We start from the raw sequence: 24,558 nt of genomic DNA, 5'->3' as shown, positions 1-24,558 counted from the left end.
TAATGCAAATTGATATGCAAATGGGGATTCACGACAATCGGGTGGTCGGCCGTCTGGTCTGCCGAACCTCACGTTGGGCAGACCATGAGCGGCAGAAATTCATGGGCGCTCGAATTGACAAAGAAGCCGGACCAGACTGAAGCGATCGACCTGCGCAACGTCGATTCGACGACTCCGCTGAGGTTAGATGTCGCTGCAAGCCTAGCTTTTCCAGACGGCTCCATGACGCTCTCTGGCCTGCGCTGCGAGATAACCCGCGGGCGCCTTGGCTATGAACTGATCGCGGGAAAATACTACACAACACTGGGAGACATCGAGAATATGCGGCGGCTCTGCCGTATACAGACGGCAGGGCCGAATTCACCTGTAAATCAAGGTATAAAGCCCATCTGCTCACCTAACGGGTCGGTCTCTCCTTTTGAGAGGGCACACGGAGCAAGATCAAGGGCATCGTTGCGGGCAAAGATTAGACAATGTCTGTGTAACGAAGTGGGCAGCTCAGCCACTTTGCCGACTGTTCACCTGAACGGAGAGCGGCGCTCCAGGGATATTGATCAGATTCCAATTGCTGACGTGCTGACCGTCTACCTGGAGGATCAGTGCGATCCGAAATGTTCTCAGACCGTGCTGACCATAAAGATGCGCGCTCTGATACAACACATCAGCCGTCTCAATGACTATTGGGGCGATTTAACCCTGGCTGGAATCAACACACCGGCCGCAAAGGCTTATGTCAAACACCGGATCTATGAAGGCGGCGGAGAAGGTGGCGCCCGGCGCGACCTTGAGGTTATGCGGGCTGCCATCAATCATCATTCGAGAGAAAATCTCCATTACGGTAACGTCAGTTTATGGCTTCCCGATCGCGGTGAACCACGAGACCGATGGCTGACCCGCTCCGAGGTGGCTCGCATGATCTGGGCGGCCTATCGGTATCGCGAGGTTCAAACCATTCATGTCGGCCGTAGGAAAGGACAGAAGGTCGTGACCGAGCGGCGGCCCCTACGTCACGTCGCTCGTTTTCTCCTCCTCGGCTGCTATACCGGCAGCCGTGCGGCCACAATCGCCTCAGCTTCTCATCGACAAGTCCCGGGACACTCGTTCGTGGATTTGGAGCGCGGCATTCTCTATCGAAAGCCGATCGGCAAAAAGGCGACCAAGAAGCGTCAAACCACGGTTCCCATACCGCCACGCCTGCTGGCGCATCTTCGACGATGGGTGCGCACGGGTATTGCAAGCGAGCGCTTCGTCGAATTCAACGGACGTCCCGTCGCTTCGATCAAGAAGGCTTTCCGAAAGGTTGTCAGGCTGGCGAGGATCGATACATCAATCGGTGCCGTCGTGCCACATACACTGCGTCACACCGCAGCGACTTGGTTGATGCTGAACGGCACCAGCATCTGGGACGCAGCTGGCTATCTTGGGATGACCGTAGAGGTTCTAGAGCGAGTCTACGGCCATCACCATCCCGACTACCAAGCGAGCGCCGCAGCACGAATTGCGCGTAGACCTCCGACGTCGATTCGGCAGAGTCGGAGTCCCGAAGTGCCTCGTCCCGAACCGGCGGATTGACTTATTCATGCGGTGGCTTTGACCTTCGGAAGCGCTGCTATCACCCGAGCCATGGCCATGACAGAGATGTCGCCGTAATCCTCGCCAGAAGTGCGGGCCGCATGGCCCTGGATTGCATCGACGACCCGATGATCAAGCCCAAGGTTGCGACTGATCGTCTTAAATCTGTGCCTCCAAGCGTGGTTTGGCTGAACCCGTTCGTCTTTCACGATGGTCCGGACGAAGTCGAGGACACGCTTATAGCTGCCTTTTGCGAACAGTGGCCCATCGCTGGAGCTTTTGACGAAGCTGAGGAAGCCTAATTCGATTAGGTGCTTATGCAGAGGCACCAGCCTGTACGTTCCAGACTTGATGCTGCCTGCAAGCGGATTGAGGTCGAAAACGTGATGTCCGGCATCCGTTCGAACGTCTTCTTTGCGGAGCTGCAGCGCCTCGCTGATCCGACAACCGGTATAGGCAGCTATCAGCGGAGCCCAGCGCTTGGCAGCAGCCGTCTGCGCGTCTTCTTTCGGCTTTGGAACGTATGCAAGACAGGCATTGACTACCGCGCTTGCCTCATCATCTGTAAAGCCTTTCGGGCGGGTGAGGATCTTTTTCTCTGCCTTGACCTTGATCGCGCTTGCGGGATTCTTCGCGAGCTTCCGATTGTCGACGGCCCAGCCGAACACGGACTTGATCCCCGGCAGATCACCATCTTTGAGCGTCTTAGCGGAGACCACCTTTAGACGAGCGTCCTTGAAATCCAGCATGTCCTGCTCGGTGACGCGATCAGCATCATCGTGCCCGAGCTTCTTGATCAAGCGGTCAATCGCGCCCTTGTAAGTTTCGTAGGTCTGCTGACTGCGGCCTGTCCTCTTTGCTTCTGTCCACCATGAGTCGAGAAGCCCCGTAATTGTCTGCTTCGGCTTCAGCGCTGCGACGGTTTCGATAGGCGGAAATCGCTGCGCTTTCGCATCGGGCGAATAATCTCCAGTCGCGTTGCGCTTGAGATTGTAGCCGGCATCGAGAGAGGCGGTGCCGATCAGCTGCAGGAAACGACGTCGATCGGCAGGCGCTAGGTTAATGCGCTGACGGATCAGGACCCAATCTCCGAGCAGTCCAAATCGCGCTTCCAGGGCGTCATGATGGCCAGCGGGAAGGGCGTTGACGGCTTCTGTGAGATCGCCAGAGCCAAAAAGCTCAATTGCCTTGGCAGCATCGTCAAGCGTAAGCGTCGCGTCCGGAGGGTTTTGTATGCGCCCTTCAAGTGACGCCCGGTGCAGGGCTTTGTGATAGGCCCAAGCTGACGGCTCGCCCGGATTGTCGCCGTGAATCTCGTTGTAGATCTGGTAAGCCGTCCCGCTCAATGCGACCATCTCTTTGAACGAGAGACCGATCGGCGCTGACTCGGTCAGTTCAAAGAGCCGGCTTAAATGATCGAGAGCATTCGCTTGCCGCGCTGCTGCAACGATGCGGTCGCTGGTCTCAAGGGAGAAAGCGACATCGCTCCCAATGGTCGGGACCTTGATAAATGGCGGATCGTTTTTGCTCGCCAGATTGAGCAGCACGCGCTTGCCGCGTAGCCGATCAACGACCTTCGCAGGGACGCGAACTCGGAATTGAGGAACGTTGGAACGGGCTCTGTTAGCCATCGAAAACTTCAAGGAAACCATTGGTCTGCGTGGCACTTTCGTGTGGCACCCAGGACCGAAAAGTCAATAAAATCAATGGCTGCAATGGGATAAATGGTGCTGCCGGACAGGATTGAACTGTCGACCTCTCCCTTACCAAGGGAGTGCTCTACCACTGAGCTACGGCAGCAAAGGGACTCGCGGGGCCGGCCCGAAGGCCGCGCCCGAACGCGGGCGGTTCTTGCCACAAGCTCCCCGCCGGCGCAAGCGCGGCTCGCCCGGTTTTCGGGGAAAGACGCGGGGGCGATCCGTCAAAAACCGGGCGAAGATCTCCGAATCCGTAAGGAATCGTCCATCTGGCCAACAATTCTCTCTCCTCCTCGTCAAAGGCGGGGCCAGCGAGGGGGGCCGTGTCCGCAACTCCCCACCCGGGCAGTCGACGCCAGGTCGGCCGGAACCTACCGTCTGCGTCGCTATCCCCTCTTGGCTTTCGCGCCCGCAGCACCAATTGTGCCCCTGGTAAGGGGTGACCGGGGAAGGGGATGACGGATCGGACCAGCAAGGGGAAGGGAGCGCGCGAGGAGCGGCTGAAGCAGGCGCTGCGCGAGAACCTCAAGCGGCGCAAGGTGCAGAGCCGTGAGCGCAGCCAGGCGGCGCCGGCCGAGCAGGGCGAGGGGGACGAGGCCGCTCGCGGCGGCTCTGACGACGTAGCGCGTCGAACGGATTGAATGTGGGGAGCGTGATGGCGGTGAATGACGGGACAGCGGCGGATGCGGCGGCACAGCGAGCGGAGCTCGCGAAGACGCTGCCGCGATTCGACCAGACCTTTCCGGAGCTGACGCCACAGGAGATCACCCGGCTGCGCGGCTTCGGCGAGATCCGGACCTATAAAGACGGCGAGCTGCTGTTCGAGACCGGGAAGCCTGGTCCCGGCATGTTCGTCATCTTGAAAGGTCACGTTGCCATCACCCAGCGCGATGGTCTCGGCCACGTCACGCCGGTGATCGATCAGGGGCCGGGCCAGTTTCTCGCCGAGATCGCCCAGCTCTCCGGCCGCGTCGCGCTGGTCGACGGTCATGCCGAGGGCGATGTCGAGGTCATCCTGATTCGTCCCGAGAAGCTGCGGGCGCTGCTGATCGCCGAGGCCGAGCTCGGCGAGCGCATCATGCGGGCGCTGATTCTGCGCCGGGTCAATCTGATCCAGGGCGGCGCCGGCGGTCCGGTCATGATCGGCCCGCCGCAATCGGCCGCGATCGCGCGGCTGCAGAGCTTTCTCACCCGCAACGGCTTTCCGCACCATCTGCTCGATCCCGCCGTCGATCACGACGCCGCCGACCTGATCGCACGCTATTCGCCGACGCCGGCCGAGCTGCCGCTGGTGGTCGTGTCCGACGGCAGCGTGCTGCGCAATCCGAGCGAGACGGAGCTGGCGCGCGCCGTCGGCATGATCGGCGGGCCGCGCGGTGAGAAGGTCTACGATGTCGCGGTCGTCGGCTGCGGACCGGCGGGGCTGGCCACGGCGGTGTATGGCGCATCGGAGGGACTGTCGGTCGCCGTGCTGGATTCGCGGGCGTTCGGCGGCCAGGCCGGCGCCAGCGCGCGCATCGAGAACTACTTTGGTTTCCCGACCGGCATCACCGGTCTGGCGCTGACCGCGCGCGCCTTCAACCAGGCACAGAAGTTTGGCGCCGAGATCATGATCCCGGTGTCGGTGACGGCGCTCGATTGCGAGCGCAAGGCCGGCGCCTTCGTGCTGGCGCTGGACGGCGGCGACGAGGTGCGGGCGCGCGCGGTCGTGGTGGCCAGCGGCGCACGCTACCGGAGGCCGGATCTCGAACGGCTCAAGGAGTTCGAAGGCCGCGGCGTCTGGTACTGGGCTTCGCCGATCGAGGCGCGGCTGTGCGCCGGACAGGAGGTCGCGCTGGTCGGTGGCGGCAATTCGGCCGGACAGGCCGCGGTGTTCTTGTCGGGCCACGTCAAGAAGGTGCTCATGATCATCCGCGGCGGTGGGCTCGCCGCGTCGATGTCGCGCTATCTGATCGAGCGCATCGAGGCGACGCCGAACATCGAGCTGCTGTTCAATACCGAGGTGGTGGCGCTCGATGGCGGCGCCGATGCCGGGTTGGAGCGCATCACCTTGAAGAGCCGGCTGTCCGGCGAGGAGACGCCGGCCGATATCCGCAACCTGTTTCTGTTCGTCGGCGCCGATCCGGCCACCGGCTGGCTCGGCGATTGCGGCGTGACGCTCGACCGCGCCGGCTTCGTCGTGACCGGTGCGCAGTCCGAGCAGAACGCCGGGCGGATGGTGTCGCCGCTGGAGACCTCGGTGCCCGGCGTCTATGCCGTCGGCGACGTCCGCTCCGGCTCGGTCAAGCGCGTCGGCGGCGCCATCGGCGAGGGCGCCCAGGTGGTCGCCGCGCTGCACGGCTTTCTCGCTGATCCGCTGGTGCCGCCGGTCTGATTAGCGTCATCTTGGGAGGAATCTCGAGACGCCGCGACCTGCCGTTGCGAACCCATCAAATCGCCGTAATGTCGGTCCTGTTGCGCCCATCTCAGCCAAATTTCCGATCAGCCCAGCAGGATCAGCATGGATCGCATTCGCATCGTCGGCGGCAACCCGCTTCACGGCACCATTCCGATTTCGGGCGCGAAGAATGCCGCCTTGCCGCTGATGATCGCGGGCCTGCTGACGCCGGAGACGCTGATCCTGGACAACGTCCCCCGGCTGGCCGACGTCGCCCAGCTGCAGCGCATTCTCGGCAATCACGGCGTGGACATCATGTCCGTCGGCAAGCGTCCGGGTGACGGCCAGTACCAGGGGCAGACCCTGCAGATCTCCGCCGCCGACATCATCGACACCACGGCGCCCTACGAGCTGGTGTCGCGGATGCGCGCCAGCTTCTGGGTGATCGCACCGCTGCTCGCGCGCATGCACGAGGCCCGTGTGTCGCTGCCCGGCGGCTGCGCCATCGGCACGCGGCCGGTGGATCTCCTGATCATGGCGCTTACGAGGCTCGGCGCCGGCATCGAGATCGATGCGGGCTACGTCGTTGCCAAGGCGCCGGGCGGGCTGCGTGGCGGCACCATCGATTTCCCCAAGGTCACCGTCGGCGGCACCCATGTCGCGGTCATGGCCGCGAGCCTCGCCAAGGGCACGACAATCATCACCAATGCCGCCTGCGAGCCGGAGATCACCGATCTCGCCGACTGCCTCAACAAGATGGGTGCACGTATCAGCGGCGCCGGCACGCCCCGCATCGAGATCGAGGGCGTGGCGTCTCTGCACGGCGCGCGGCATACGGTGCTGCCCGACCGCATTGAAGCCGGCACCTATGCGATCGCGACGGCGATGACCGGCGGCGACGTCCGTCTCGCCGGCGCCCGGCCCGAGCTGCTGCAATCGGCGCTCGACGTGCTCGCTGAAGCCGGTGCCGAGATTTCGAGCGATGCCGAAGGCATCCGCGTCGTGCGCAATGGTCACGGCATCCGCCCGGTGCAGGTGACGACCGCACCGTTCCCCGGTTTCCCGACCGACCTGCAGGCGCAACTGATGGCGCTCATGGTGCGTGCGCAGGGCGCGTCCGCGATCACCGAGACGATCTTCGAGAACCGTTTCATGCACGTCCAGGAACTGGCGCGGTTCGGCGCGCGTATCAGTCTGGACGGCGAGACCGCGCGGATCGAGGGCATCTCGACCCTGCGCGGCGCGCCGGTGATGGCAACCGACCTGCGCGCCTCGGTGTCGCTGGTCATTGCCGGGCTTGCTGCGGAAGGCGAAACCATGATCAATCGCGTCTATCATCTCGATCGCGGCTTCGAGCGGCTGGAGGACAAGCTGAAGGCCTGCGGCGCCACGATCGAGCGCATCCGCGAATGAGGCTGCCAGGGGGATGATGTCGTGACCGACCGGCTCAAACTGATCGCGCTCGACGCCGACGATCTCGCCGTGATCTCCGCCCACGTGCAGGACGCGCGGGTGCAGCCGGCCGACATCATCTGGCGCCAGGCCGAGAAGCGGCTGGTCATCGGCATGAACCGGCTCGACTGGGACCAGGCGCTGCACGGCGAGAGCGAGCCGCGACGGCTGCTGGCCGCGTTGCGCTTCGACCGGGTGCTCGCCTGCAAGTCGCGCCGCATCGACCTCGCCGCGCCCGACGCGGCGCTGGAGCTGATCGGCATCGAATTCCACGCCGGAGCCGAGGCGCCCGCCGGCAGTGCGCTGCTGCTGTTCTCCCATGGCGGCGCGCTGCGACTCGATGTCGAATGCCTGGAATGCGAGCTGACCGATCTCGGTGCCGACGATCTCGGCACCTCCGACGACGTCCCGCCGCTGACCGGGTAAGGCGGTTTCAAAGGGTTGACGGCCCCGCGCTGCCGCGCCATTGAGCAGGGGGTCGGGGGCAGCCACCCCTTCGGAAAGTGCCAGAGATGCCCATTCGCCTGTCCCGCGCCAGCGCCGATTTCGACGCCCAGTTTCGGCAGTTTCTCGCCGCCAAGCGCGAGACCTCCGCCGACGTCGAAGCCGCCGCCCGCGCCATCGTCGACGACGTCGCCAAGCGCGGCGATGCGGCGCTGCTCGAGGCGACGGCCAAGTTCGACCGTCTTGAGCTGAACGCCGCCACGCTGCGCGTGACGCCCGCCGAGATCGAAGCCGCGGTGAGGGCCTGCGACACGGCCACCGTCGATGCGCTGAAATTCGCCCGCGACCGCATCACAGCTTTCCACCTCAAGCAGTTTCCCCAGGACCAGCGCTTCACCGATGCCGCCGGCGTCGAGCTCGGCTGGCGCTGGAGCGCGATCGAGTCGGCCGGTCTCTATGTCCCTGGCGGCACCGCGGCCTATCCGTCCTCGGTGCTGATGAACGCCATTCCCGCCAAGGTCGCCGGCGTCGGCCGGCTCGTGATGGTGGTGCCGGCGCCGGACGGCAGGCTGAACCCGCTGGTGCTGGCCGCCGCCCATCTCGGCGGCGTCTCCGAGATCTACCGCGTCGGCGGCGCCCAGGCCGTGGCCGCGCTCGCCCATGGCACCGCGACCATCGCGCCCGTCGCCAAGATCGTCGGCCCGGGCAATGCCTATGTCGCCGCCGCCAAGCGGCTGGTGTTCGGCAAGGTCGGCATCGACATGATCGCCGGCCCGTCCGAGGTGCTGGTGATCGCCGACGACAGCGGCAATGCCGACTGGATCGCCGCCGATTTGCTCGCCCAGGCCGAGCACGACGCCAGCGCGCAATCGATCCTGATCACCGACAGCCCGCGCTTGGCCTCCGACGTCGCCCGCGCCGTCGAAGGCCAGCTCAAGACCTTGCCGCGTGCCGAGATCGCCGGCGCGTCCTGGGCCGATTTCGGCGCCATCATCGAGGTCGACCACCTCGACCAGGCCGTGCCGCTGGCGGATGCCATCGCCGCCGAGCATCTGGAGATCATGACCGCCGATCCCGATGCCTTCGCGGCCCGTGTCCGCAATGCCGGCGCCATTTTCCTCGGCGCGCACACGCCGGAGGCGATCGGCGACTATGTCGGCGGCTCCAATCACGTGCTGCCCACCGCGCGCTCGGCGCGGTTCTCCTCCGGTCTCGGCGTGCTCGACTTCATGAAGCGCACGTCGCTGTTGAAATGCGGTCCTGAGCAGTTGCGCGCGCTGGGGCCAGCGGCGATGACTCTGGGCAAGGCCGAGGGTCTCGACGCCCATTCACGCTCCGTGGGAATACGCCTCAACCTGCCATGACCCAGCACCCGCCAGGCGACGACCGGACCAATCGCATCGTGGCGGTGACGCTCGACGAGGAGTCGATCGGCCGCTCCGGTCCGGACATCGAGCATGAGCGGGCGATCGCGATCTACGACCTCGTCGAGGAGAACCTGTTCGCGCCCGAGGGCGCCGACGGCGCCGGTCCGTTCACCCTGCATCTCGGCATCACCGCCAACCGGCTGATGTTCGACATCCGCCGCGAGGACGGCACGCCGGTCGTGACGCACCTGCTGTCGCTGTCGCCGTTCCGGCGGATCGTGAAGGACTATTTCATGATCTGCGACAGCTACTACCAGGCGATCCGCACCGCCACGCCCGACAAGATCGAGGCGATCGACATGGGCCGCCGCGGCATCCATGACGAGGGCTCGCGTACCCTGCAGGAGCGGCTCAAGGGCAAGGTGCGGGTCGATTTCGAGACCTCGCGCCGGCTGTTCACCCTGATTACGGTGCTGCATTGGAAGGGCGAGGGCCAGTGACGCCGCGCGCCCGCCAGCGCGCGTCCCAGCTTCCGGCCAAGGGCGCCTAGCCGCATGGCCGAGGGGCCGCCGCGCGCGCGCCAGCCGCAGGCGGTGCTGTTCGCCTGCGGGCAGAACAGCGTGCGCTCGCCGATGGCCGAAAGCCTGCTGCGCCAGATGTTTCCGCATGCGCTCTATGTCCGCTCCGCCGGCGTCAAGAAGGGCGAGCTCGACCCGTTCGCGGTCTCGGTGATGGCCGAACTCGGCCAGGACATCTCGCAGCACAAGCCCACCACCTTCGAGGAGCTCGAGGACTGGGAGGGCCTGAACTTCGACCTCATCATCACGCTGTCGCCGGAAGCGCATCACAAGGCCCTCGAGCTGACCCGCACCATCGCCGCCGACGTCGAATATTGGCCGACGCCGGACCCCACCAATACCGACGGCAATCGCGAGCAGAAGCTGTCGGCCTATCGCGAGGTCTGCGACGGCCTGTTCGCGCGCATCCGCAAGCGCTTCGCCAAGCCCGGCCCGGCGGGGTTGTGAGTTCCGGTTCCCCAGGCGAGGTGTCATCGAACCGAAATACCAACGTCGTCCGCCGCTCAAACTGAGCCCGTAGAGCAGGCTGTCGCAGCCTTGTCGCAGTCTCCGGGTTGTGGAATGGCACCCCTTCCGATAGGTTCCGCGCGCCCGCCTTACGCTTTCCGAATCCCCTAGCGAAATCAGCATGCTCGGCCGCCCCAAAATCGTTCTTGCATCCGGTTCGCCCCGGCGCCTGGCGCTGCTCAACCAGGCCGGCATCGAGCCCGACGCGCTGCGCCCCGCCGACGTCGACGAGACGCCGAAGCGCGGCGAGCTGCCGCGCGCCTGTGCCAATCGCCTCGCGCGCGCCAAGGCCGACGCGGCGCTGAAATCCGTCCAGCTCGACGACGAGCTGCGCGGCGCCTTCATCATCTCCGCCGACACCGTCGTGGCGGTCGGCCGCCGCATCCTGCCCAAGGCCAACCTGGTCGACGAGGCCTCGCAGTGCCTGCGCCTGCTGTCGGGCCGCAACCACCGCGTCTACACCGCGATCACCCTGGTCACGCCGAAGGAGGCGTTCCGCCAGCGCCTGGTCGAGACCCGCGTCCGCTTCAAGCGGCTCAGCGAGGACGACATCCAGGCCTATATCGGCTCCGGCGAATGGCGGGGTAAGGCCGGCGGCTACGCCGTCCAGGGCATCGCCGGCTCGTTCGTGGTGAAGATGGTCGGCTCCTACACCAACGTCGTCGGCCTGCCGCTGTACGAGACCACGACCCTGCTCGCCGGCGAGGGCTTTCCGATCCGCTTCGGTTGGCTGAACACCGTCGGCGTCTGACGCCGTCTCCGAGGGGGTGCATCACGCCCCCAGGGCGCCTAGATAGCGGCCATGTCGAACGAATCGCCCACCCCGCCCACCGCCGCCTCGCCCAAGCCCGCCGGCCGCTGTCCGATCTGCCGCCGGCCCGCGGCCGAGGCCGTGCGGCCATTCTGCTCGCCGCGCTGCCGCGACGTCGACCTGCACCGCTGGCTGAGCGGCTCCTATGTCATCCCGGCCACCGAAGGTGACGAGGAGGATGTCGAATAAGGCCGTGTTTTCATGACCTTGCCGCAGCGGCGCAGGCCGTCTGGCGGCCGCCTCGGCGCCCTCCGAGCAACTGCAAAAGGAATGTGAAAACTTCGCGCTTGGGCGGTAGACAGCACCGCCCGGTCCCACTATAACCCGCCGGCTCGCCGGGCTTTTCTGTCCCGAACGAGACCTGCCCAGGTAGCTCAGTTGGTAGAGCATGCGACTGAAAATCGCAGTGTCGGTGGTTCGATCCCGCCCCTGGGCACCATCCCCTCTTCCGACCCCGTTCTTTTTCGTCCGCGCTGGTTCGTGGCACGACGAAAACCGCCATAAAATCAGTCTTTTCGTGCTATAGTACCGCTCGAAACGGTTCGCGACCGTTCGAGAGCATCCGGCGTTTTCGGGTACACTGTAGGTACACTGGACAGGCCGGGTACACTGGCGCGTCGCTCGATCACGAGGGGCGCCCCATGGATGAGCTGAGCGATACCAGAATTCGCAATGCCGCGCCGGCGGCCAAGGAATACGCGATTGCTGACCGCCAGGGCCTCAGCGTCGTCGTCCGGCCCAACGGGACCAAGCTCTGGCTCTATCGCTATCGTTTCGCCGGCAGGCGCAAGAACATGTCGTTCGGAACGTTCCCAGGCGTTGGGCTGAAGGCTGCGCGCGACAAGCGCCATGAGGCCGAAAAGCTACTCGACCAAGGGAAGGATCCGGTCGTCGTGCGCGAGGCCAAGCGCCAGGAAGACGAAAAGCTCAGGCACACCTTCCGGGCGGTCGGGGAAGAGTGGGTGACCACGAAGCTCGAGCGAGAGAACAAAGCCGAGGCGACGATCAAGCGCGAGCGATGGAATCTCGATCAGCTTTATCGCGAGATCGGAGACCGGCCGCTCTGTGAGATCACCCCGCCGGAGTTGCTGACGGCATTGCGCCGCGTCGAGGCGCGGGGCCGGTTCTACACGGTTGGGCGGCTGCGATCGACAGCGTCACGGGTCTTTCAGTTTGGCGTCGGCGCGGCCTACTGCGACAGCGATCCCACCCGCGATTTGACCCATGCCCTGACCAGGGCGCCCAAGAGTAGCCCGCGCCCAGCGCTGACCGACCCGGATGATATCGGCGATCTGATGCGAAGGATTGAGGTCTATGACGCCAAGAACGGCGGATTGGTGCGTTACGCGCTCAAGCTGATCGCTTTGACCATGGTTCGGCCAGGAGAGCTGCGGTTGGCGGAATGGAGCGAGTTCGACGAGGCGAATTGCGTCTGGCTCATCCCGGCGGCGAAAATGAAGATGCGAGATGATCACGAGGTGCCACTTTCCCGGCAAGCTCTTGCTGTCCTAGCCAAGCTGCGACCTCTGACTGGCCGCGGCCGTTATTTGTTCTCATATGACGATGCCAAGCCGATGTCAGACAATACGATCAACAAGGCCTTGCGGATCATGGGCTATGACACCGGCCCCGGTGGCGACCACTGCGCGCACGGCTTTCGCTCGAGTGCGTCGACCCTGCTCAATGAAGAAGGCGTGTTCGACGGTGATGTGGTGGAAGCTCAGCTTGCCCACGAAACAGATGAGAAGAAAAGGCGGCGCCGGGACGAGGTGGTGCGACGCCAGCTTGCCAAGGGCGACAAGAACAAGATCCGCGGCATCTATAACAGGGCGGCTTATTGGGGTGAACGCGTGCGCCTGATGCAGCATTGGGCTGACCGGCTCGATCGGCTTCGTGAGAGGGCTGCCGAGCCGGTGCGCAAATCAGCTCAGATCATCGCCCGAGATTCGCCCCGGGGCAGCGAGGCGTGATACTCGTCGATGCTGTCGAGGTCGATGAGTGTCTTTGCCTCCCATCTTGTAAGCCTTGATCTGTTCTCGCGCGATCAGCTCATAGGCTTTCGCTTTGCTGAATTTGCCATACCGGCACACGTCTTTAACTTGAGCAGTCGGAGCTGATTATTGTCCTGGCGTCCTGGCATGGTCATCAAGGCAGGTTTGTTCGCTTGTTGTGGATAGAGGATTGCTGCGCAAATCAGCAAGCGCGGCGTATCCAGACGCCTTGCGAGAAAGCCTTCTTGCTTAGCGGTCGTGGATGGACGGCTAGTCGGAGTAGGACTCGAGTTGGTAGAGCATAACGGACGCAAGGTCGCATATCGACATCGACCTGGATTTATCAAACCCTGATAAGAACGATTGGGCGCCGACGATTTCTGAAGCTGTTCGGCGCTTCTCAATCCTGTTCCGCGGCTTGAGATGCAAAGTTTCCGCAGCCGGCCGGTCGAAGCCTTACTGCCAGAGCTATGCTACTGGCCGGCTTCAGTGGAGGCCCGGCCCAGCTCTGGCACGCTTCATCAAATGTCATTGCCTCAACACCCGCTCATGCACTCCGGATTCTTTAGGTTCGGGTGCGATCATGAAAGCTGTCCGGACGTCCAGCCAAACTCACGGCGTGCTTTAGGCGCTGCGATACTGAGCGATCGAGGCGAGATCGGGCACGAGGCCGATCCCGGGTTCTTCGCCCAAAGCAACCGTTCCGTCGGTGACTCGGGCCACGGGACCGCAGAACTGGTCCCGAAGTGGATTGTCATTGGCATCGACTTCCAGCAATCCTCCGCCGCCAATACCGGCCAGCAGATGAGCGGATGCAAGCAGTCCGATGCCGCCGCCGAGATAGTGAGGGCAGAACGTCTTACCTGACTTGATAATATCGCGGGCGAGGCTCGCACCGGCGCTGATGCCGCCCCATTTTGCGATATCCGGCTGCACGACTCCCAGAACGTCCTCAGCCAATACCTGCTCAAATCCGCCGACGCTCGCGATGTTCTCGCCGGCGGCGAGAGGCATTGGTGCGTGTGCGCGCAACCTGCGCCACTCGTCGCGCGGTCGATCGGCTCGGATCGGCTCCTCGAGCCAGCGCAACTCGAATGCGGCAAGACGCGGCAGCATGGTCAGCGCGTGCTCGGTCGACCAAGCCTGGTTGGCGTCTGCAGCGAGCATGCCGCTTCCCGCGATAGTGCGCAGTGCGGCCAAATTCGCAAGATCGATGTCGGCACCGAAGCCGACCTTCAGCTTCAACGCGCGATGCCCACGCTTCAGCACGGCTTCCGCCGTTTGCGCAGCGCCGCCGGGATTGATACCGCTGGCATAGACCTTGATCGTGTTCGCACTCCCCCCAAGCAAGCGCCACAAAGGCAGGCGTCGGCGCCGGGCAACGAGATCCCAGAGGGCGAGATCGACACCCGCTATCGCTTGAGCCAAGGGGCCGGGCTCGCCACACTGCAGCGCCAACACTTCGGTCCCTTTTGTCAGCTCCTCGAACGCCTCGGAGGGGACACCGAAGCTACGTCCGGCAATGCCTGGCGCAATCACCTCATTGACAAGGCGCTAGCGGTGCTCGGCTCCCGGTGCCGGAAAATTCGACCACGTTTCCCCCCAGCCCTCGATCCCATCCTCATCGATAACGCGAATAAAGACGGCCGGCCGGTCGCCCATTCGACCGAACGACGTTACAACCGGTGTCGCCAGAGGATAGCGAAAGCAAAAAGCTTTGATCGAGCGGATGGTAAATCGGTCGGTCGTCATGCTGGAACTTTCAGTCGCAACAGATGCACGACACTGACAAATCGCTGGTGCCGAGCGCAAGCCTTCAGTCTGCCCGTGGGTCGGGCACGATACGAGTTTGGAACACGCTCTCCGGCGCGAGGCGGCGATCACCAGGGGGCTTACTGCAGCGGAGCTTCAGAGGCTGATTGCTCGTCTCGCTCGGTGCGCTTGTTGACGATAATGGTGAACGCAAATGCGCCGAGCTCTGATGCACAAGTGGCGGCCGTGGATCGCTTCAAACCGCTCTGCCGGATGACCGGGTGGGTTGTCCTCGCTCCGGTACATGTTCGGCTTCAGTGAAGCGGCGAGCACCGCATTCGTGACCGGAACGTGTATGCCTGATGTAGCATCGGGCCGACCGGCTCGATCGGCTTCGTGAGGGAGGCCCCGCCGCAGCAAAGGCGGGCTTAGATCATTGCTCTTGATTCAACGCGAGGCAGCGAGGCGTGATACTCGTCGATGCTGTCGAGATCGATGAGTGTCTTACCCCCCATCTTGTAAGCCTTGATCCGCTCGCGCGCGATCAGCTCATAAGCTTTCGTCTTCCCGAATCTGCCATAGCGGCATCCATCCTTGAACTCGACGAGCCGACGCTGCTTGAAGTTGTCAATCTGAGTTGGGCTCATTAGAAATGCTCGGTTGCGGGCCAGGCGAGTACCTACAGCTCCATTGCTCCAGGGCGGCCTCCTCGCTGAATGCAGTCAAGATGCTGCAGGAGGACCGGGGAAGAGATCTGGGGCCTTGGTGCGGGCCTTGGATAGAATGGCGAAGAATTGGGCTCCCGACGGGTAGTCTCGCCCAGCCTGGCAAGGACCGATCGCAGCTGTGTGCAGATCTCAGTGACACCTGGAACCTTAGGTCACTGGCGGAGTTGTTGTTAGGGCGAGGTTTGTGTGGGCCGCAAGCGGGTCTGAGGTGAACCAGCACTATTGAATAGAACGGCCAGGAGCGAGGCCTCCCGAGGAGAACGGTGTCTGTGGGGCTGCACGAAGAGATAAACCGGAGCTTTCTGGCTGACGGAGGAGAAGCGGGCCGGCTCATTCGAACCTTCGATTGGTCGCAGACCTCACTGGGTCCGATCGAGCTTTGGCCTCAAAGCCTGAGAACCGCCGCAGCGATCCTCCTTCGATCGCCAGTGCCCATGGTGATGTTGTGGGGTGGCGAAGGCCGGGGCTCGGCACAAACATTGAGCTCTGGCTTCCGCGCAGCGACATGGCTCCAGAAACACGGTCTTCGTCACTTGATGCACGGGTCCTTGTCGGACCTCGCGGCCATGCGCTCCTCGTGGATGATGAGGATCTGGTCCGCGCCAGCACGGCAGACATGTTGGAGGGTTTGGGATTCTCCATCGTTGAGGCCGCTTCCGCAGAGGAGGCACTGCGCTTTGTGCACCAGGGTGAGCCAATCGATCTGCTCGTAACCGATCATCTGATGCCGGGTATGAGTGGCGTAGAACTGGCCCGCCTTGTCCTTGCGGCTCGTCCCGACGCAGGAGTTCTGATCGTATCTGGTTATGCGGAAACAGAGGGCCTTGCGCCTGATTTGGCACGCCTGTCAAAGCCATTCAAAAGCGACGAGCTCGCCTCTGCGCTAGCGCAGGTGCTTGGACCTTTGAGGCCCCTCTGATGCATCGGACGAGTTGCGCAGCTCCGACAAGCGCGACACCAATCCTGCAAGATGCGCGCGTCTTTCTGATTATCTTCGTCTGGACGAAAGAAGGCGCGTCACCTGTCCTCACGAAAGTGCAGGTCTTCCACATGACCTCGTCCGGCCCGACAGCTCCAGCGCTTGGACCAAACGCGCTCAGCCCCAACGTTATATGAATTTGGCGTAGGCACTATCAGATGAACCGCTGCCGTTCAGCCAGTCGAGAGCGCGCCTTAGAACCTCGATTAGCGCATCGACGAAGAAAAGCGCGCCGTCATGGTGTCGCTCGCCGGAGGCACTCGCGTTTGGGGACTGCCGCCCCGCGGCACCGTCCTGACTGTCGCAAACGCGGGTGCCTTGTTAGCCGGTCTGGCGACTGCACTCGGTCCCGGGGCCCGCCGCTGACACTACGACCGCTATGCTGTCCCTCCTGCGGATGCCTTCCCGTCTTCCGCTCCGCCCATTGCTCACGAGGTGCAAAGCCAGCCAAGGAGCATAAGTCGAACTTGTCCTAGCGGGCAGACGACGGAGACATTTGTCGTCATGGCTGAAGTGCCGATGCGGGGATATAGAAAGGACGTGTCTGACGTATTGGAGCGTCACTTGATGCGGCTCGTTGGTGAACCCTTGTTGTCGCGACCTGCAGCGATTCGAGGACGTCTTCTTCGACACGTCGAGAGCCGCTTTTCACGCAGGCGGATCTGGGACGCAGACGAGTTATACTTCTGGGAAAGTGGCCTGGCGTCGTTGTTGAACGGCGACCTTATCAGAGCGAGCACAAGAGATGTTTGGTAAGTCTGACGGCAATTGGTTCAATGAGCCAGAGAACTGGTCAGAAAGGGAAAACCTTCTTGAGCTAGCAACCGACCGAGCGACCGATTTCTGGCGCGAAACTCATTACGGGTTCATCCGCGATAGTGGACATTTTCTCGCTTTTCAGGCGGGAGATGCGTTCACCGCCGAACTCCGCGTGCGAGCCAATTTCAAAGCGCTCTACGATCAAGCGGGCCTGATGGTGCGTGTAGACGAACGATGCTGGCTAAAGGCGGGAATCGAATTCTCCGACGGGCGCGCCATGCTGTCGAGCGTGCTGACTGCGGGTCAATCGGATTGGGCAACAGCCACCTATGTGCACGACGCCAGTGACTTTCGGTTGCGTGTCACGGTTGCGCATGGGGTCGTCCGTTTACAGGCATCGAACGATGGAAAGATCTGGCCTCTCATGCGGCTTGCGCCATTCCCCAGGAACTCTTCCTATCTCGTCGGACCCATGGCCTGCACACCAGAGCGATTCGGGCTCGAGGTCGCTTTTTCCGATTTCCGTTTGACGCCGCCGCTTGGAAAGGAGCTTCATGATCTGGGATGAGAAGCGTGGGTGGAACCAAGGCTGACTCCGCTGGTCGCCGATCTCAGAATGGGGGCCTCGCTGCCGGAGGCCGCTCGCAAGGCCAGAATAGACCAGATTTTCCCAACCTTGGCTATTCGCCTTATGATGCAGCATAGGTTCACGACCTTCGCCGTACGGTTCTTGACCGGACAAGGCCGCGATGGTCGAAAATCGCGACTAAACTCAATTGAGCGGCAGATCGCGGGCGGGGCCGGTGCTGTCGTGAACGGAGCTGCGACGAGAAGGCGCGTCGCCGCCATCCGGCTCGGGCCCTTGCAAAATGATAAATGTATCGCTCACCCGGGTTGTTTGTCCCGCATCGTGACTTCATTGCCGAATGGAAACCCGGATGATCGTCTGCTCCCCTGGTGAATGTTCTGTGTGCTGAACCGTGAGTGTCTTCGAACAGGAGACGTTACCGGCGCAGGCACGTCTTCGGAGCGCCAATGCCGGCCAGTGGAATGCGGCGATGCTCCCCCCCCCGAGCAGGGCGAGTTTCGCTCTTGCGCGTAGAACGCCGTCATCGAACTGTGATTTGACAGTTCGGTCGCCGTTGTCAAAACTGACCAAATGCAGGCCAAGGCCCCTCCCCAGGACCGGATCCTAGACGCCGCCATGCGCGTGTTTCGGCGCCACGGCTTCCGCCGCTCATCAATCGAGCAGGCGGCTGAGGAAGCCGGTCTGACGCGGCAGGCGCTCTATCATCACTTCGCCTCCAAAGAGGCGCTGTTTCGCGCAGTCATCGAGCGGCTCTACGAGCAGGGGCTTGCTGCGGAAGTCGCGGCGGCCAAGGCTGCGGAGGAAGCAGGCCTCGAGCTTGCCGACATCCTGGTCGCCGAGATCGGCGCGCGAATGCAGTCGATGCTCGCTTCGCTCAAGGACTCGCCTCATAGCGAGGAGCTGTTTTCGGAGCACCTCGCGCAGGCGCGCGACCTTTATCAGAGCTATTCGAGCCGTTTCGGCGATGAAATTGCAGCCACGATCGCGCGGGTGTGCCGCAAGAGAAAGCTCACGCTCGAAAGCGGTGTCAGCGTGCGAGAGCTCGCGCGCTGTGTCGAGATGGCGGTCCACGGCACCAAAACCGCTTTCCCATCGATGCAGCCGGTCGACGCGTTCCTCAAACAGCTCGAGACCATGCTGCGCATGCTGATCGCCGGCGCGATGGCGCCGTCCGCAAGGAAGTCCCTACGCAAAACGGGAGTTCGAAAATGACGATCACGACCATCAATGGACGGCCTCTGGTGCTACCCGATGATCCGGATGCGCTCCTGATCGAGGTGATCCGCGATAGCGGCCTCACCGGCACCAAACTCGTCTGCGGCTCCGGTGTCTGTGGTGCCTGCACCGTGTTGCTCGATGGCACGCCCGCCGTGAGCTGCCTTTTGCCGGCGCGGGCGGCTGCCGACAAATCATTGACGACCATCGAGGGCGTCGGAGCCGCAGGGTTGCACCCCGTACAGAAGGCGTTCATGGCGCACGACGCCCTCCAATGCGGGTTCTGCACGCCCGGCTTTGTCGTCGAAGCCACCGCGTTCCATGATCATTGGCGCGCGGCCAAGGGCACGGCCACACCCTCGCGCGAGGAGATCGCCGAAGCGCTATCGGGACATCTCTGCCGCTGCGGCGCCTATGAAGGCATCTATCGCGCCGTGGCCGAAGCATGCTCGGGCCGCTTCGACGGCATCGATCCGATCGCGCCGCGACTGGAAGCCCGCGACAAGGTAACGGGACTGGCCCGTTACACCGTCGACATCCACCATGACGGCCAGCTCGAAGGCGTCATCCTGCGTTCGCACGTCGCGCATGCTGAAATTACCGGGCTTGATCTGGCGCCGGCGCGCGCCATGGCCGGTGTTGCTGCGGTCGTGCCGCTGCTCGACGACGACAACATGGTCCGCTTCGTCGGCGCGCCCATTGCAGCCGTTGCGGCCAGGGATCGCCGCACCGCGCTAAAGGCAATCGCTGCGATCAGCTTCAAGGCATCGCCTTTACCCGCCGTGATCGGGCTGGATGCTGCGCGACGCGACGATGCGCCAGTCGTGTTCGAAAAAAGGGACCGCAAGCGTGCCGGGAACGTGTCCGAGGGCGCTGGCGGCGCTCCGGTGTCGTGGAGCGGAAATGTGCGCGGACCTTCGGCGCCGTTCTCGCAAAGGGCCAAGCAGGCGAAGAGCTGGCTTGACGAGGCGCGCCAGCAACGCAATCCGCTGCTGGTCGAGGAGACCTTCCGCGTCTCTGCTCAACAGCACGCAAGCCTCGAACCACATGCCGCCGTGGCGAGGTTCGACGGCGATCATCTCACCGTGCACATCTCGACTCAGGCGATTCACGAAAGCATGGAGAAGATCGCTAAGCGGTTCGGCCTTCCGCACGACAAGGTGCGTGTCATCGCCGATCATGTCGGTGGCGGGTTCGGCTCCAAGGGCAGCGTTGGGCTGGAGACCACCGCCGCGATCGAGCTTGCGCGCGTAGCGAAGGCACCGGTGCGGGTCGCCTTCGATCGCGAGGAGGAGCTTTCCGTCGCCGGCTATCGTCCGGCCGCCGAGCTGAAGCTGTCGTTACTGCCTTCGCCGGAAGGCCGCCTCAAGGCGCTATCGCTGACCGCGCATGCCGATACCGGGGCCGCCGTGAACTCGCTGATCGCTGGCCTTGCCCGGCTGATCTATCCGGCCGAAGCAAAGGAGCTCGTTGACTTCGACGTGCTCAGCAATCTTCCGCCCGGCGCGCCGTTCCGCGGCCCCGGCGGTCCGCCGATGTCGTTTGCGCTGGAGCAGGCGGTGGACGAAGCGGCGTTGCGCATGAAGATCGATCCGATTCAGCTGCGCAAGCTCTGGGATCCGGATCCCAACCGTCAGCGCCTATACGATTGGGCTGCCGGCCTTGACGTCTGGAAGAGCCGCAATTCGGCCGCCTCCCAGACCGGCCGCTTCCGGCGCGGGGTCGGCGTCGCCACCGGCTACTGGCTCTATCTCTGGCAGACCGGCTCCTCGGTCGAGCTCGCGGTCGAGGGTGGCCGCATTGTCGCAAGCTGCGCGGTGCAGGATATCGGCACGGGCACGCGCAGCGTGATCGCGAACACCGTCGCCAAGGCGTTCGATCTCGAGCCGCAGGATGTGGACGTTCGCATCGGCCGCTCCAACCTTCCGCCCGGACCGGGTTCCGGCGGCAGCCGTGTCACCGCTTCGGTGGTGCCGCCGACGTTGCTCGCGATCGAAAAGCTGAAAGCGGAAATCAAGCGTACCGCTTCTCGAACACCCGCTCCGGGCTCGAACGCGCCGTGGCGCGAGATGATCGCGGCAGCTCCCGATATCGCCGTGTCGGCGAGACGTCAGGAGGACGGCAAGCCGCCGCCCGGAGTCAGGCCTGCGCTGCACGAGGCAGGACTCATGGGCCGGGTGTTCGGCTGGGTGCTGCGTCTGATGAACCACATGGTGGTCGGCGCCGGCGTGCCGAGTTCGGTGCAGGTGATGGAGGTCGAGGTCGATACCTGGCTTGGGCATGTGCGCGTGCTCAACGCCTATACGGGCCTTGCGGTTGGCAAGCTCGCCGCCCCGGCTCTGGCGCGAAGCCAGGCCGCAGGCGCCGTGATCCAGGGCGTCGGCTACGCACTTTATGAGGCGCGGGAGACCGATCCTTTGAGCGGCCATATCCTGAGCGGCAGCATGGAGGACTACCGTATTCCGGGAATTGGCGACATGCCGAAACTCGAGGTGCATTTCGACGAGGCCGGTTTCGAGCATGTGCCGGGCGGCAGCGTCGGCATCGGCGAAGTCGCGACCGTGCCGACCTCTCCCGCGATCGCCAATGCCATCCGCAATGCGATCGGCGTGAGACTGACCGAAATTCCGTTCCGGCCCGATCGTCTGGTCGCCGCGCTGAAGGGGAGGGATGCAGCATGAGTGTCGCCGTGATCACTGCGAATCCCACGCCTGAATTCCGCGCTGGAGGGACCGACTTCAGCGAACGCCGTCGCAGCGGCGTGTCGCAGGGAGTGCCGATCGACATCTCGGGTACCGGCGACAAGACGATCACCTGGGATGCCGAAGGCGCCGTTCAGATCGGCGCGCTGACCACCATCGCCACGATCGCGACCGACGCACGTCTCGCCGCGGCTTATCCTGGTATTGCGGCGAGCGCACAAGGGCTAGCCACGCCACAGGTGCGCCATGTTGCAACGCTCGGCGGCAATCTCGCGCAGCGTTCGCGCTGCTGGTACTTCCGCCGTGCCGACATCAGTTGCTTGAAGAAAAGCGGCAGCACCTGCCCTGCCCGGACTGGCAATCATCTTTATGGCGTTGCTTTCGATCTCGGCGACTGCGTCGCGCCGCACCCGTCGACCATGGCAGCGGCTCTGCTCGCTTATGATGCGAAGATCACCACGGACCGGCGCAGCCGGCTGACGATCGCCGACCTGCTCGGTGACGGCTCCGTCGCGAATGCCGATCATACGCTCACTGCAGGCGAGAAGCTCAAGAGCATTGCGCTTCCTGCTCCGCTCGAGGGCGAGCGCGCTTCCTACAAACGGGCGATCAGCCGGACCCATGCAGAATGGCCGCTTGTGGAACTCTGCGCCCGCGTTGTGATCGCCGGCGGCAGGTTCCAGCTTGTACGTCTTGCTGCCGGCGGTGTCGCGCCCGTGCCACTTCGTCTCGCGGCGGTAGAAGCCCAGCTCACTGGCAAGGTTGCTGATGCGGCATCGATTGCGGAAGCGGCCAAGTCGGCAAGCTCGGGTGCCAAACCATTGCCGATGACGGCCTACAAAGTCGATCTTCTGCAAGGGCTGGTGCGCGACGTGCTGGAGCGGCTCTCGGTTTAGCTGTACGCGCATGTGGCGAAGAGTATGCATCCGGTTAAACCCACGGGTGCTCTGTTCGAGCTTGTGAGTAGTGGTCGCCCGCACAATGAAAAAAACTGAACTGAGGTACGGTGAAGTCAGGAATTCGAACGCGGTGTTAGGGTGTAGTTCCAGCATGGGCAGATGTCATGAGCCGACACCGCAAGTTCGGTAAGCTGGCGTTCTGTAACCTTCCGACCTTTTAGGTACATCGTCTGATCGAGTTGAGCTTCCACGGTCAGTCCAGCCGTGGTAGTCGTGCCTCTGATGAAAGCAAGCATCACCTCAAGGCTTCGCAACGGCTGCCCAGCCCAGTTCATGCTGATGTGGCTGAACAGCCTATACTCCACTGGATTCCATTTGGAGCAACCTGGCGGGTAGTGACACACGGTGACCGTTAGGCCGCATGCATCGCACAGCTTTTCTTGTAGGTCCTTCTTCCAAGTCCTAAGATTATACCCGTTAGCGCCACCGCTGTCGGCAAGGATCAGGAGCCGGCTTCTGTGCGGATAGAATGACCGGCCGTGATGGCACCACCAGGTTTCAAGGCAATGGACAGCAAATGCAGAAGTGTTGTTCGACGTTCCGACCGTAACGTATCCCTTGTTCTTATTGATGTCGTAGATGCCGAAGGGAACTGCCACACATTTCGCATAGCTAGCGAAGTGAGGTTCCGTCTCGACGGGCTGGCGACGCCAGCTTTTTCCCTCGCGTCTAAAATTTCCGATTAGCTCCTTTTTCTTGGTGTCGACGCTAATGACCGGCAGCTGCTCGCGGATATACTGATCCTTGAGTACGGCGATGTATTTGAATTGCTCATCCCGATCAGGATGCTGCGCTCCCGCATCTCGTTTTCTCCAGTTGACCCGTAGAGAATAGCCCATTTTTCGCAGCAGCCGCGCGACGGTGTGATGGCAGGCTTTATGGCCTTGCTCACCCAAACGCCTGCTAAGATTTCGGGTGCTGCTACGCACCCATCTTTGCTGGCTCATCGGATCGCCGGCAACTTCCTCTGACAGCATTTTCTGGAGAACTTGCTCGATCTGCGGATCACTGACTTCGGTCAATTTTCTGCCAGAACGAGAAGATCCTCCTGTCGGTACCAAGCTTCCTGCCGCGGAACATTTGGTTGCTCTGACTTTCAGCACCCCTGTTGATATCGCTTTATGGGAGATGCCTGTTGCACCGGAGACTAATGCGACACCTCCGCAGCCGATCGCTTCAGCCTCAGCAGCAGCCCATAAACTTCGCTGCGACCTATTCAGGTAGGGGCTCAGGAGTTGCCACCTCATGCGGATGTCAGAGCCCTTTGCCATGACGACCCTCCTTGGGGCTCTCCGGATTGGGGATCTTAATCAGGCAGCCAGGTTAGCAGAGGTGGTCTTCCAACTCCAAGGCAGGAGTTCACCGATGCGTTTGGCCGGATTGACGTCGAGGACGAAACGCTGCGCCGCTTTGGCGCGCTGCCTTCCGAGGCCAGCAACTTCTTCGCAATCGCCAGGCTCAGGATGGTCTGCAGCGAGCGCGGGATCATGCGTCTCGATGCCGGACCAGACGCGATTGCGGCAACGCTGCTGCCGGGGCGGACCCGCAGGTCGTGCTCAGCGCTGCTGCAGCGCGATGGCAATCGGATCATCCATGTCGGGCGCAGCAACAAGCCGGTCTTGCAAAGAGTTGAACAGTTCGTGGATCTCTGGACGAATAGCGAGAGACGCGCCGTGACCTGCTGGTACTCGGCATCGTGACAGCGTGAGCTCGACACGCTCGCGCGGCAGCCCGCAAGCAGATCTCCACGAGGCTGATCTTGCAAAGTAGTCGTGATCTCTCTCCAAGACATCTTGCATCGCCAATCGAGTTTCAGGTCGCGGGTAGATCGTCTCGTCACCAGGCGGCACCAGATCGGGCGAGCACAGCAGCAAGCGCGGATCCGAGCACTGACAGGATCCCCAGCCACCGAACACGGCGCTGACTGGTGGCATCGATGGAACGAAGATACAGATACGCTCCAAGCAGCGGTCCGTAGTTTCGCCGGAAGTCGCCATTCAGCTTTGAGATATGAACAAGGTCGGACTTAGGGCCGGTGTGTTCCGTCATTGCTGTCTCCACGAGTTGAGCCAGCACCCT

Annotated in this window: 20 protein-coding genes, 2 tRNA genes and 2 pseudogenes; 18 read left to right on the top strand and 6 right to left on the bottom strand. The window is 63.0% G+C overall.

What is annotated here, in order from left to right; genetic code table 11:
• Positions 1 to 84: 84 nt before the first annotated feature.
• Positions 85 to 1,572 (top strand): site-specific integrase, encoded by a 1,488-nt coding sequence (locus QXZ94_RS23325; RefSeq protein ID WP_315722364.1) that lies wholly within the window; start codon positions 85 to 87, stop codon positions 1,570 to 1,572.
• 5 nt (positions 1,573 to 1,577) lie between these two features.
• Here QXZ94_RS23325 and QXZ94_RS23320 read toward each other — a convergent pair whose 3' ends face one another.
• Together QXZ94_RS23320 and QXZ94_RS23315 are read right to left on the bottom strand one after the other, a co-directional pair.
• Positions 1,578 to 3,203 carry a tyrosine-type recombinase/integrase gene (locus tag QXZ94_RS23320; RefSeq protein ID WP_315722363.1) on the bottom strand — a complete coding sequence of 542 codons (1,626 nt, stop codon included), beginning with the start codon at positions 3,201 to 3,203 and terminating at the stop codon, positions 1,578 to 1,580.
• Between the two features lie 94 nt (positions 3,204 to 3,297).
• A tRNA-Thr gene (locus QXZ94_RS23315) sits at positions 3,298 to 3,372 on the bottom strand.
• 352 nt (positions 3,373 to 3,724) lie between these two features.
• Between QXZ94_RS23315 and QXZ94_RS23310 the strand changes: the two genes are divergently transcribed.
• From QXZ94_RS23310 to QXZ94_RS23260, 11 genes are all read left to right on the top strand, one after another.
• Positions 3,725 to 3,910 (top strand): hypothetical protein, encoded by a 186-nt coding sequence (locus tag QXZ94_RS23310; RefSeq protein ID WP_172183966.1) that lies wholly within the window; start codon positions 3,725 to 3,727, stop codon positions 3,908 to 3,910.
• 14 nt (positions 3,911 to 3,924) lie between these two features.
• Positions 3,925 to 5,643, top strand: a complete 1,719-nt coding sequence (locus QXZ94_RS23305; RefSeq protein ID WP_315722362.1) for an FAD-dependent oxidoreductase — start codon at positions 3,925 to 3,927, stop codon at positions 5,641 to 5,643.
• Between the two features lie 126 nt (positions 5,644 to 5,769).
• On the top strand, positions 5,770 to 7,059 hold the full coding sequence (gene murA / locus QXZ94_RS23300; protein ID WP_315722361.1) for a UDP-N-acetylglucosamine 1-carboxyvinyltransferase: 1,290 nt from the start codon (positions 5,770 to 5,772) through the stop codon (positions 7,057 to 7,059).
• Between the two features lie 21 nt (positions 7,060 to 7,080).
• The gene (locus QXZ94_RS23295) at positions 7,081 to 7,524 is read left to right on the top strand and encodes a DUF2948 family protein (RefSeq protein WP_315722360.1); all 444 of its coding nucleotides are present in this window, start codon (positions 7,081 to 7,083) and stop codon (positions 7,522 to 7,524) included.
• A gap of 86 nt (positions 7,525 to 7,610) precedes the next feature.
• Entirely contained in the window at positions 7,611 to 8,906 is a 1,296-nt protein-coding gene (gene hisD, locus QXZ94_RS23290; RefSeq protein WP_315722359.1) for a histidinol dehydrogenase, read from the top strand.
• Entirely contained in the window at positions 8,903 to 9,409 is a 507-nt protein-coding gene (locus tag QXZ94_RS23285) for a UPF0262 family protein (RefSeq protein WP_015663966.1), read from the top strand. The genes hisD and QXZ94_RS23285 overlap by 4 nt, the downstream gene beginning before the upstream one ends.
• 54 nt (positions 9,410 to 9,463) lie before the next feature.
• On the top strand, positions 9,464 to 9,934 hold the full coding sequence (locus tag QXZ94_RS23280) for a low molecular weight phosphatase family protein (RefSeq protein ID WP_172110186.1): 471 nt from the start codon (positions 9,464 to 9,466) through the stop codon (positions 9,932 to 9,934).
• A gap of 181 nt (positions 9,935 to 10,115) precedes the next feature.
• Positions 10,116 to 10,745, top strand: a complete 630-nt coding sequence (locus QXZ94_RS23275) for a Maf-like protein (RefSeq protein WP_006613056.1) — start codon at positions 10,116 to 10,118, stop codon at positions 10,743 to 10,745.
• Between the two features lie 51 nt (positions 10,746 to 10,796).
• Positions 10,797 to 10,994 (top strand): DNA gyrase inhibitor YacG, encoded by a 198-nt coding sequence (yacG, locus tag QXZ94_RS23270; RefSeq protein ID WP_315722358.1) that lies wholly within the window; start codon positions 10,797 to 10,799, stop codon positions 10,992 to 10,994.
• A gap of 174 nt (positions 10,995 to 11,168) precedes the next feature.
• A tRNA-Phe gene (locus QXZ94_RS23265) sits at positions 11,169 to 11,244 on the top strand.
• 202 nt (positions 11,245 to 11,446) lie between these two features.
• Positions 11,447 to 12,775, top strand: a complete 1,329-nt coding sequence (locus QXZ94_RS23260; RefSeq protein ID WP_315722357.1) for a tyrosine-type recombinase/integrase — start codon at positions 11,447 to 11,449, stop codon at positions 12,773 to 12,775.
• Between the two features lie 645 nt (positions 12,776 to 13,420).
• Here QXZ94_RS23260 and QXZ94_RS23255 read toward each other — a convergent pair.
• Both QXZ94_RS23255 and QXZ94_RS23250 read right to left on the bottom strand, forming a co-directional pair.
• A pseudogene (locus QXZ94_RS23255) lies at positions 13,421 to 14,548 on the bottom strand (mandelate racemase/muconate lactonizing enzyme family protein).
• Positions 14,549 to 14,976: 428 nt separating this feature from the next.
• Entirely contained in the window at positions 14,977 to 15,195 is a 219-nt protein-coding gene (locus tag QXZ94_RS23250) for a helix-turn-helix domain-containing protein (protein ID WP_315722356.1), read from the bottom strand.
• 658 nt (positions 15,196 to 15,853) lie between these two features.
• On the opposite strand from QXZ94_RS23250, the gene QXZ94_RS23245 reads away from it, so the two are divergent.
• The 5 genes from QXZ94_RS23245 (at position 15,854) to QXZ94_RS23225 (ending at position 22,416) form a co-directional block, all read left to right on the top strand.
• Positions 15,854 to 16,195 (top strand): response regulator, encoded by a 342-nt coding sequence (locus QXZ94_RS23245; RefSeq protein WP_315722355.1) that lies wholly within the window; start codon positions 15,854 to 15,856, stop codon positions 16,193 to 16,195.
• A gap of 805 nt (positions 16,196 to 17,000) precedes the next feature.
• The gene (locus tag QXZ94_RS23240; RefSeq protein WP_315722354.1) at positions 17,001 to 17,582 is read left to right on the top strand and encodes a DUF1349 domain-containing protein; all 582 of its coding nucleotides are present in this window, start codon (positions 17,001 to 17,003) and stop codon (positions 17,580 to 17,582) included.
• 591 nt (positions 17,583 to 18,173) lie between these two features.
• Positions 18,174 to 18,815 carry a helix-turn-helix domain-containing protein gene (locus tag QXZ94_RS23235; RefSeq protein ID WP_315722353.1) on the top strand — a complete coding sequence of 214 codons (642 nt, stop codon included), beginning with the start codon at positions 18,174 to 18,176 and terminating at the stop codon, positions 18,813 to 18,815.
• Entirely contained in the window at positions 18,812 to 21,499 is a 2,688-nt protein-coding gene (locus QXZ94_RS23230; RefSeq protein WP_315722352.1) for a molybdopterin-dependent oxidoreductase, read from the top strand. Before QXZ94_RS23235 ends, QXZ94_RS23230 begins: the two co-directional genes overlap by 4 nt.
• Positions 21,496 to 22,416 carry an FAD binding domain-containing protein gene (locus QXZ94_RS23225; protein ID WP_315722351.1) on the top strand — a complete coding sequence of 307 codons (921 nt, stop codon included), beginning with the start codon at positions 21,496 to 21,498 and terminating at the stop codon, positions 22,414 to 22,416. The genes QXZ94_RS23230 and QXZ94_RS23225 overlap by 4 nt, the downstream gene beginning before the upstream one ends.
• 116 nt (positions 22,417 to 22,532) lie before the next feature.
• Here the strand turns inward: QXZ94_RS23225 and QXZ94_RS23220 are convergent, their stop codons facing one another.
• On the bottom strand, positions 22,533 to 23,750 hold the full coding sequence (locus QXZ94_RS23220; RefSeq protein ID WP_315722350.1) for an ISAzo13 family transposase: 1,218 nt from the start codon (positions 23,748 to 23,750) through the stop codon (positions 22,533 to 22,535).
• A gap of 108 nt (positions 23,751 to 23,858) precedes the next feature.
• Here QXZ94_RS23220 and QXZ94_RS34445 point away from each other — a divergent pair.
• Positions 23,859 to 23,996 (top strand): annotated as a pseudogene (locus QXZ94_RS34445) (TRCF domain-containing protein); the annotation flags it as partial.
• A gap of 39 nt (positions 23,997 to 24,035) precedes the next feature.
• Here QXZ94_RS34445 and QXZ94_RS23215 read toward each other — a convergent pair.
• Positions 24,036 to 24,443 (bottom strand): hypothetical protein, encoded by a 408-nt coding sequence (locus QXZ94_RS23215; protein ID WP_315722349.1) that lies wholly within the window; start codon positions 24,441 to 24,443, stop codon positions 24,036 to 24,038.
• Between the last annotated feature and the right edge of the window lie 115 nt (positions 24,444 to 24,558).

Origin of the sequence: Bradyrhizobium sp. SZCCHNS2022 (assembly GCF_032377575.1) — a bacterium.
Lineage (GTDB): Bacteria > Pseudomonadota > Alphaproteobacteria > Rhizobiales > Xanthobacteraceae > Bradyrhizobium > Bradyrhizobium aeschynomenes.
The sequence above is the reverse complement of the archived record's forward strand: the minus strand, read 5'-3'. Positions and strand labels throughout refer to the sequence as shown.

Coding starts and splice junctions, on each gene's coding strand:
- QXZ94_RS23260 (WP_315722357.1), top strand. CDS start 11,447: ATGGATGAGCTGAGCGATACCAGAATTCGCAATGCCGCGCCGGCGGCC.
- QXZ94_RS23250 (WP_315722356.1), bottom strand. CDS start 15,195: ATGAGCCCAACTCAGATTGACAACTTCAAGCAGCGTCGGCTCGTCGAG.
- QXZ94_RS23325 (WP_315722364.1), top strand. CDS start 85: ATGAGCGGCAGAAATTCATGGGCGCTCGAATTGACAAAGAAGCCGGAC.
- QXZ94_RS23305 (WP_315722362.1), top strand. CDS start 3,925: ATGGCGGTGAATGACGGGACAGCGGCGGATGCGGCGGCACAGCGAGCG.
- murA (WP_315722361.1), top strand. CDS start 5,770: ATGGATCGCATTCGCATCGTCGGCGGCAACCCGCTTCACGGCACCATT.
- yacG (WP_315722358.1), top strand. CDS start 10,797: ATGTCGAACGAATCGCCCACCCCGCCCACCGCCGCCTCGCCCAAGCCC.
- QXZ94_RS23220 (WP_315722350.1), bottom strand. CDS start 23,750: ATGGCAAAGGGCTCTGACATCCGCATGAGGTGGCAACTCCTGAGCCCC.
- QXZ94_RS23280 (WP_172110186.1), top strand. CDS start 9,464: ATGGCCGAGGGGCCGCCGCGCGCGCGCCAGCCGCAGGCGGTGCTGTTC.
- QXZ94_RS23310 (WP_172183966.1), top strand. CDS start 3,725: ATGACGGATCGGACCAGCAAGGGGAAGGGAGCGCGCGAGGAGCGGCTG.
- QXZ94_RS23230 (WP_315722352.1), top strand. CDS start 18,812: ATGACGATCACGACCATCAATGGACGGCCTCTGGTGCTACCCGATGAT.
- QXZ94_RS23275 (WP_006613056.1), top strand. CDS start 10,116: ATGCTCGGCCGCCCCAAAATCGTTCTTGCATCCGGTTCGCCCCGGCGC.
- hisD (WP_315722359.1), top strand. CDS start 7,611: ATGCCCATTCGCCTGTCCCGCGCCAGCGCCGATTTCGACGCCCAGTTT.
- QXZ94_RS23320 (WP_315722363.1), bottom strand. CDS start 3,203: ATGGCTAACAGAGCCCGTTCCAACGTTCCTCAATTCCGAGTTCGCGTC.
- QXZ94_RS23240 (WP_315722354.1), top strand. CDS start 17,001: ATGTTTGGTAAGTCTGACGGCAATTGGTTCAATGAGCCAGAGAACTGG.
- QXZ94_RS23235 (WP_315722353.1), top strand. CDS start 18,174: ATGCAGGCCAAGGCCCCTCCCCAGGACCGGATCCTAGACGCCGCCATG.
- QXZ94_RS23225 (WP_315722351.1), top strand. CDS start 21,496: ATGAGTGTCGCCGTGATCACTGCGAATCCCACGCCTGAATTCCGCGCT.
- QXZ94_RS23285 (WP_015663966.1), top strand. CDS start 8,903: ATGACCCAGCACCCGCCAGGCGACGACCGGACCAATCGCATCGTGGCG.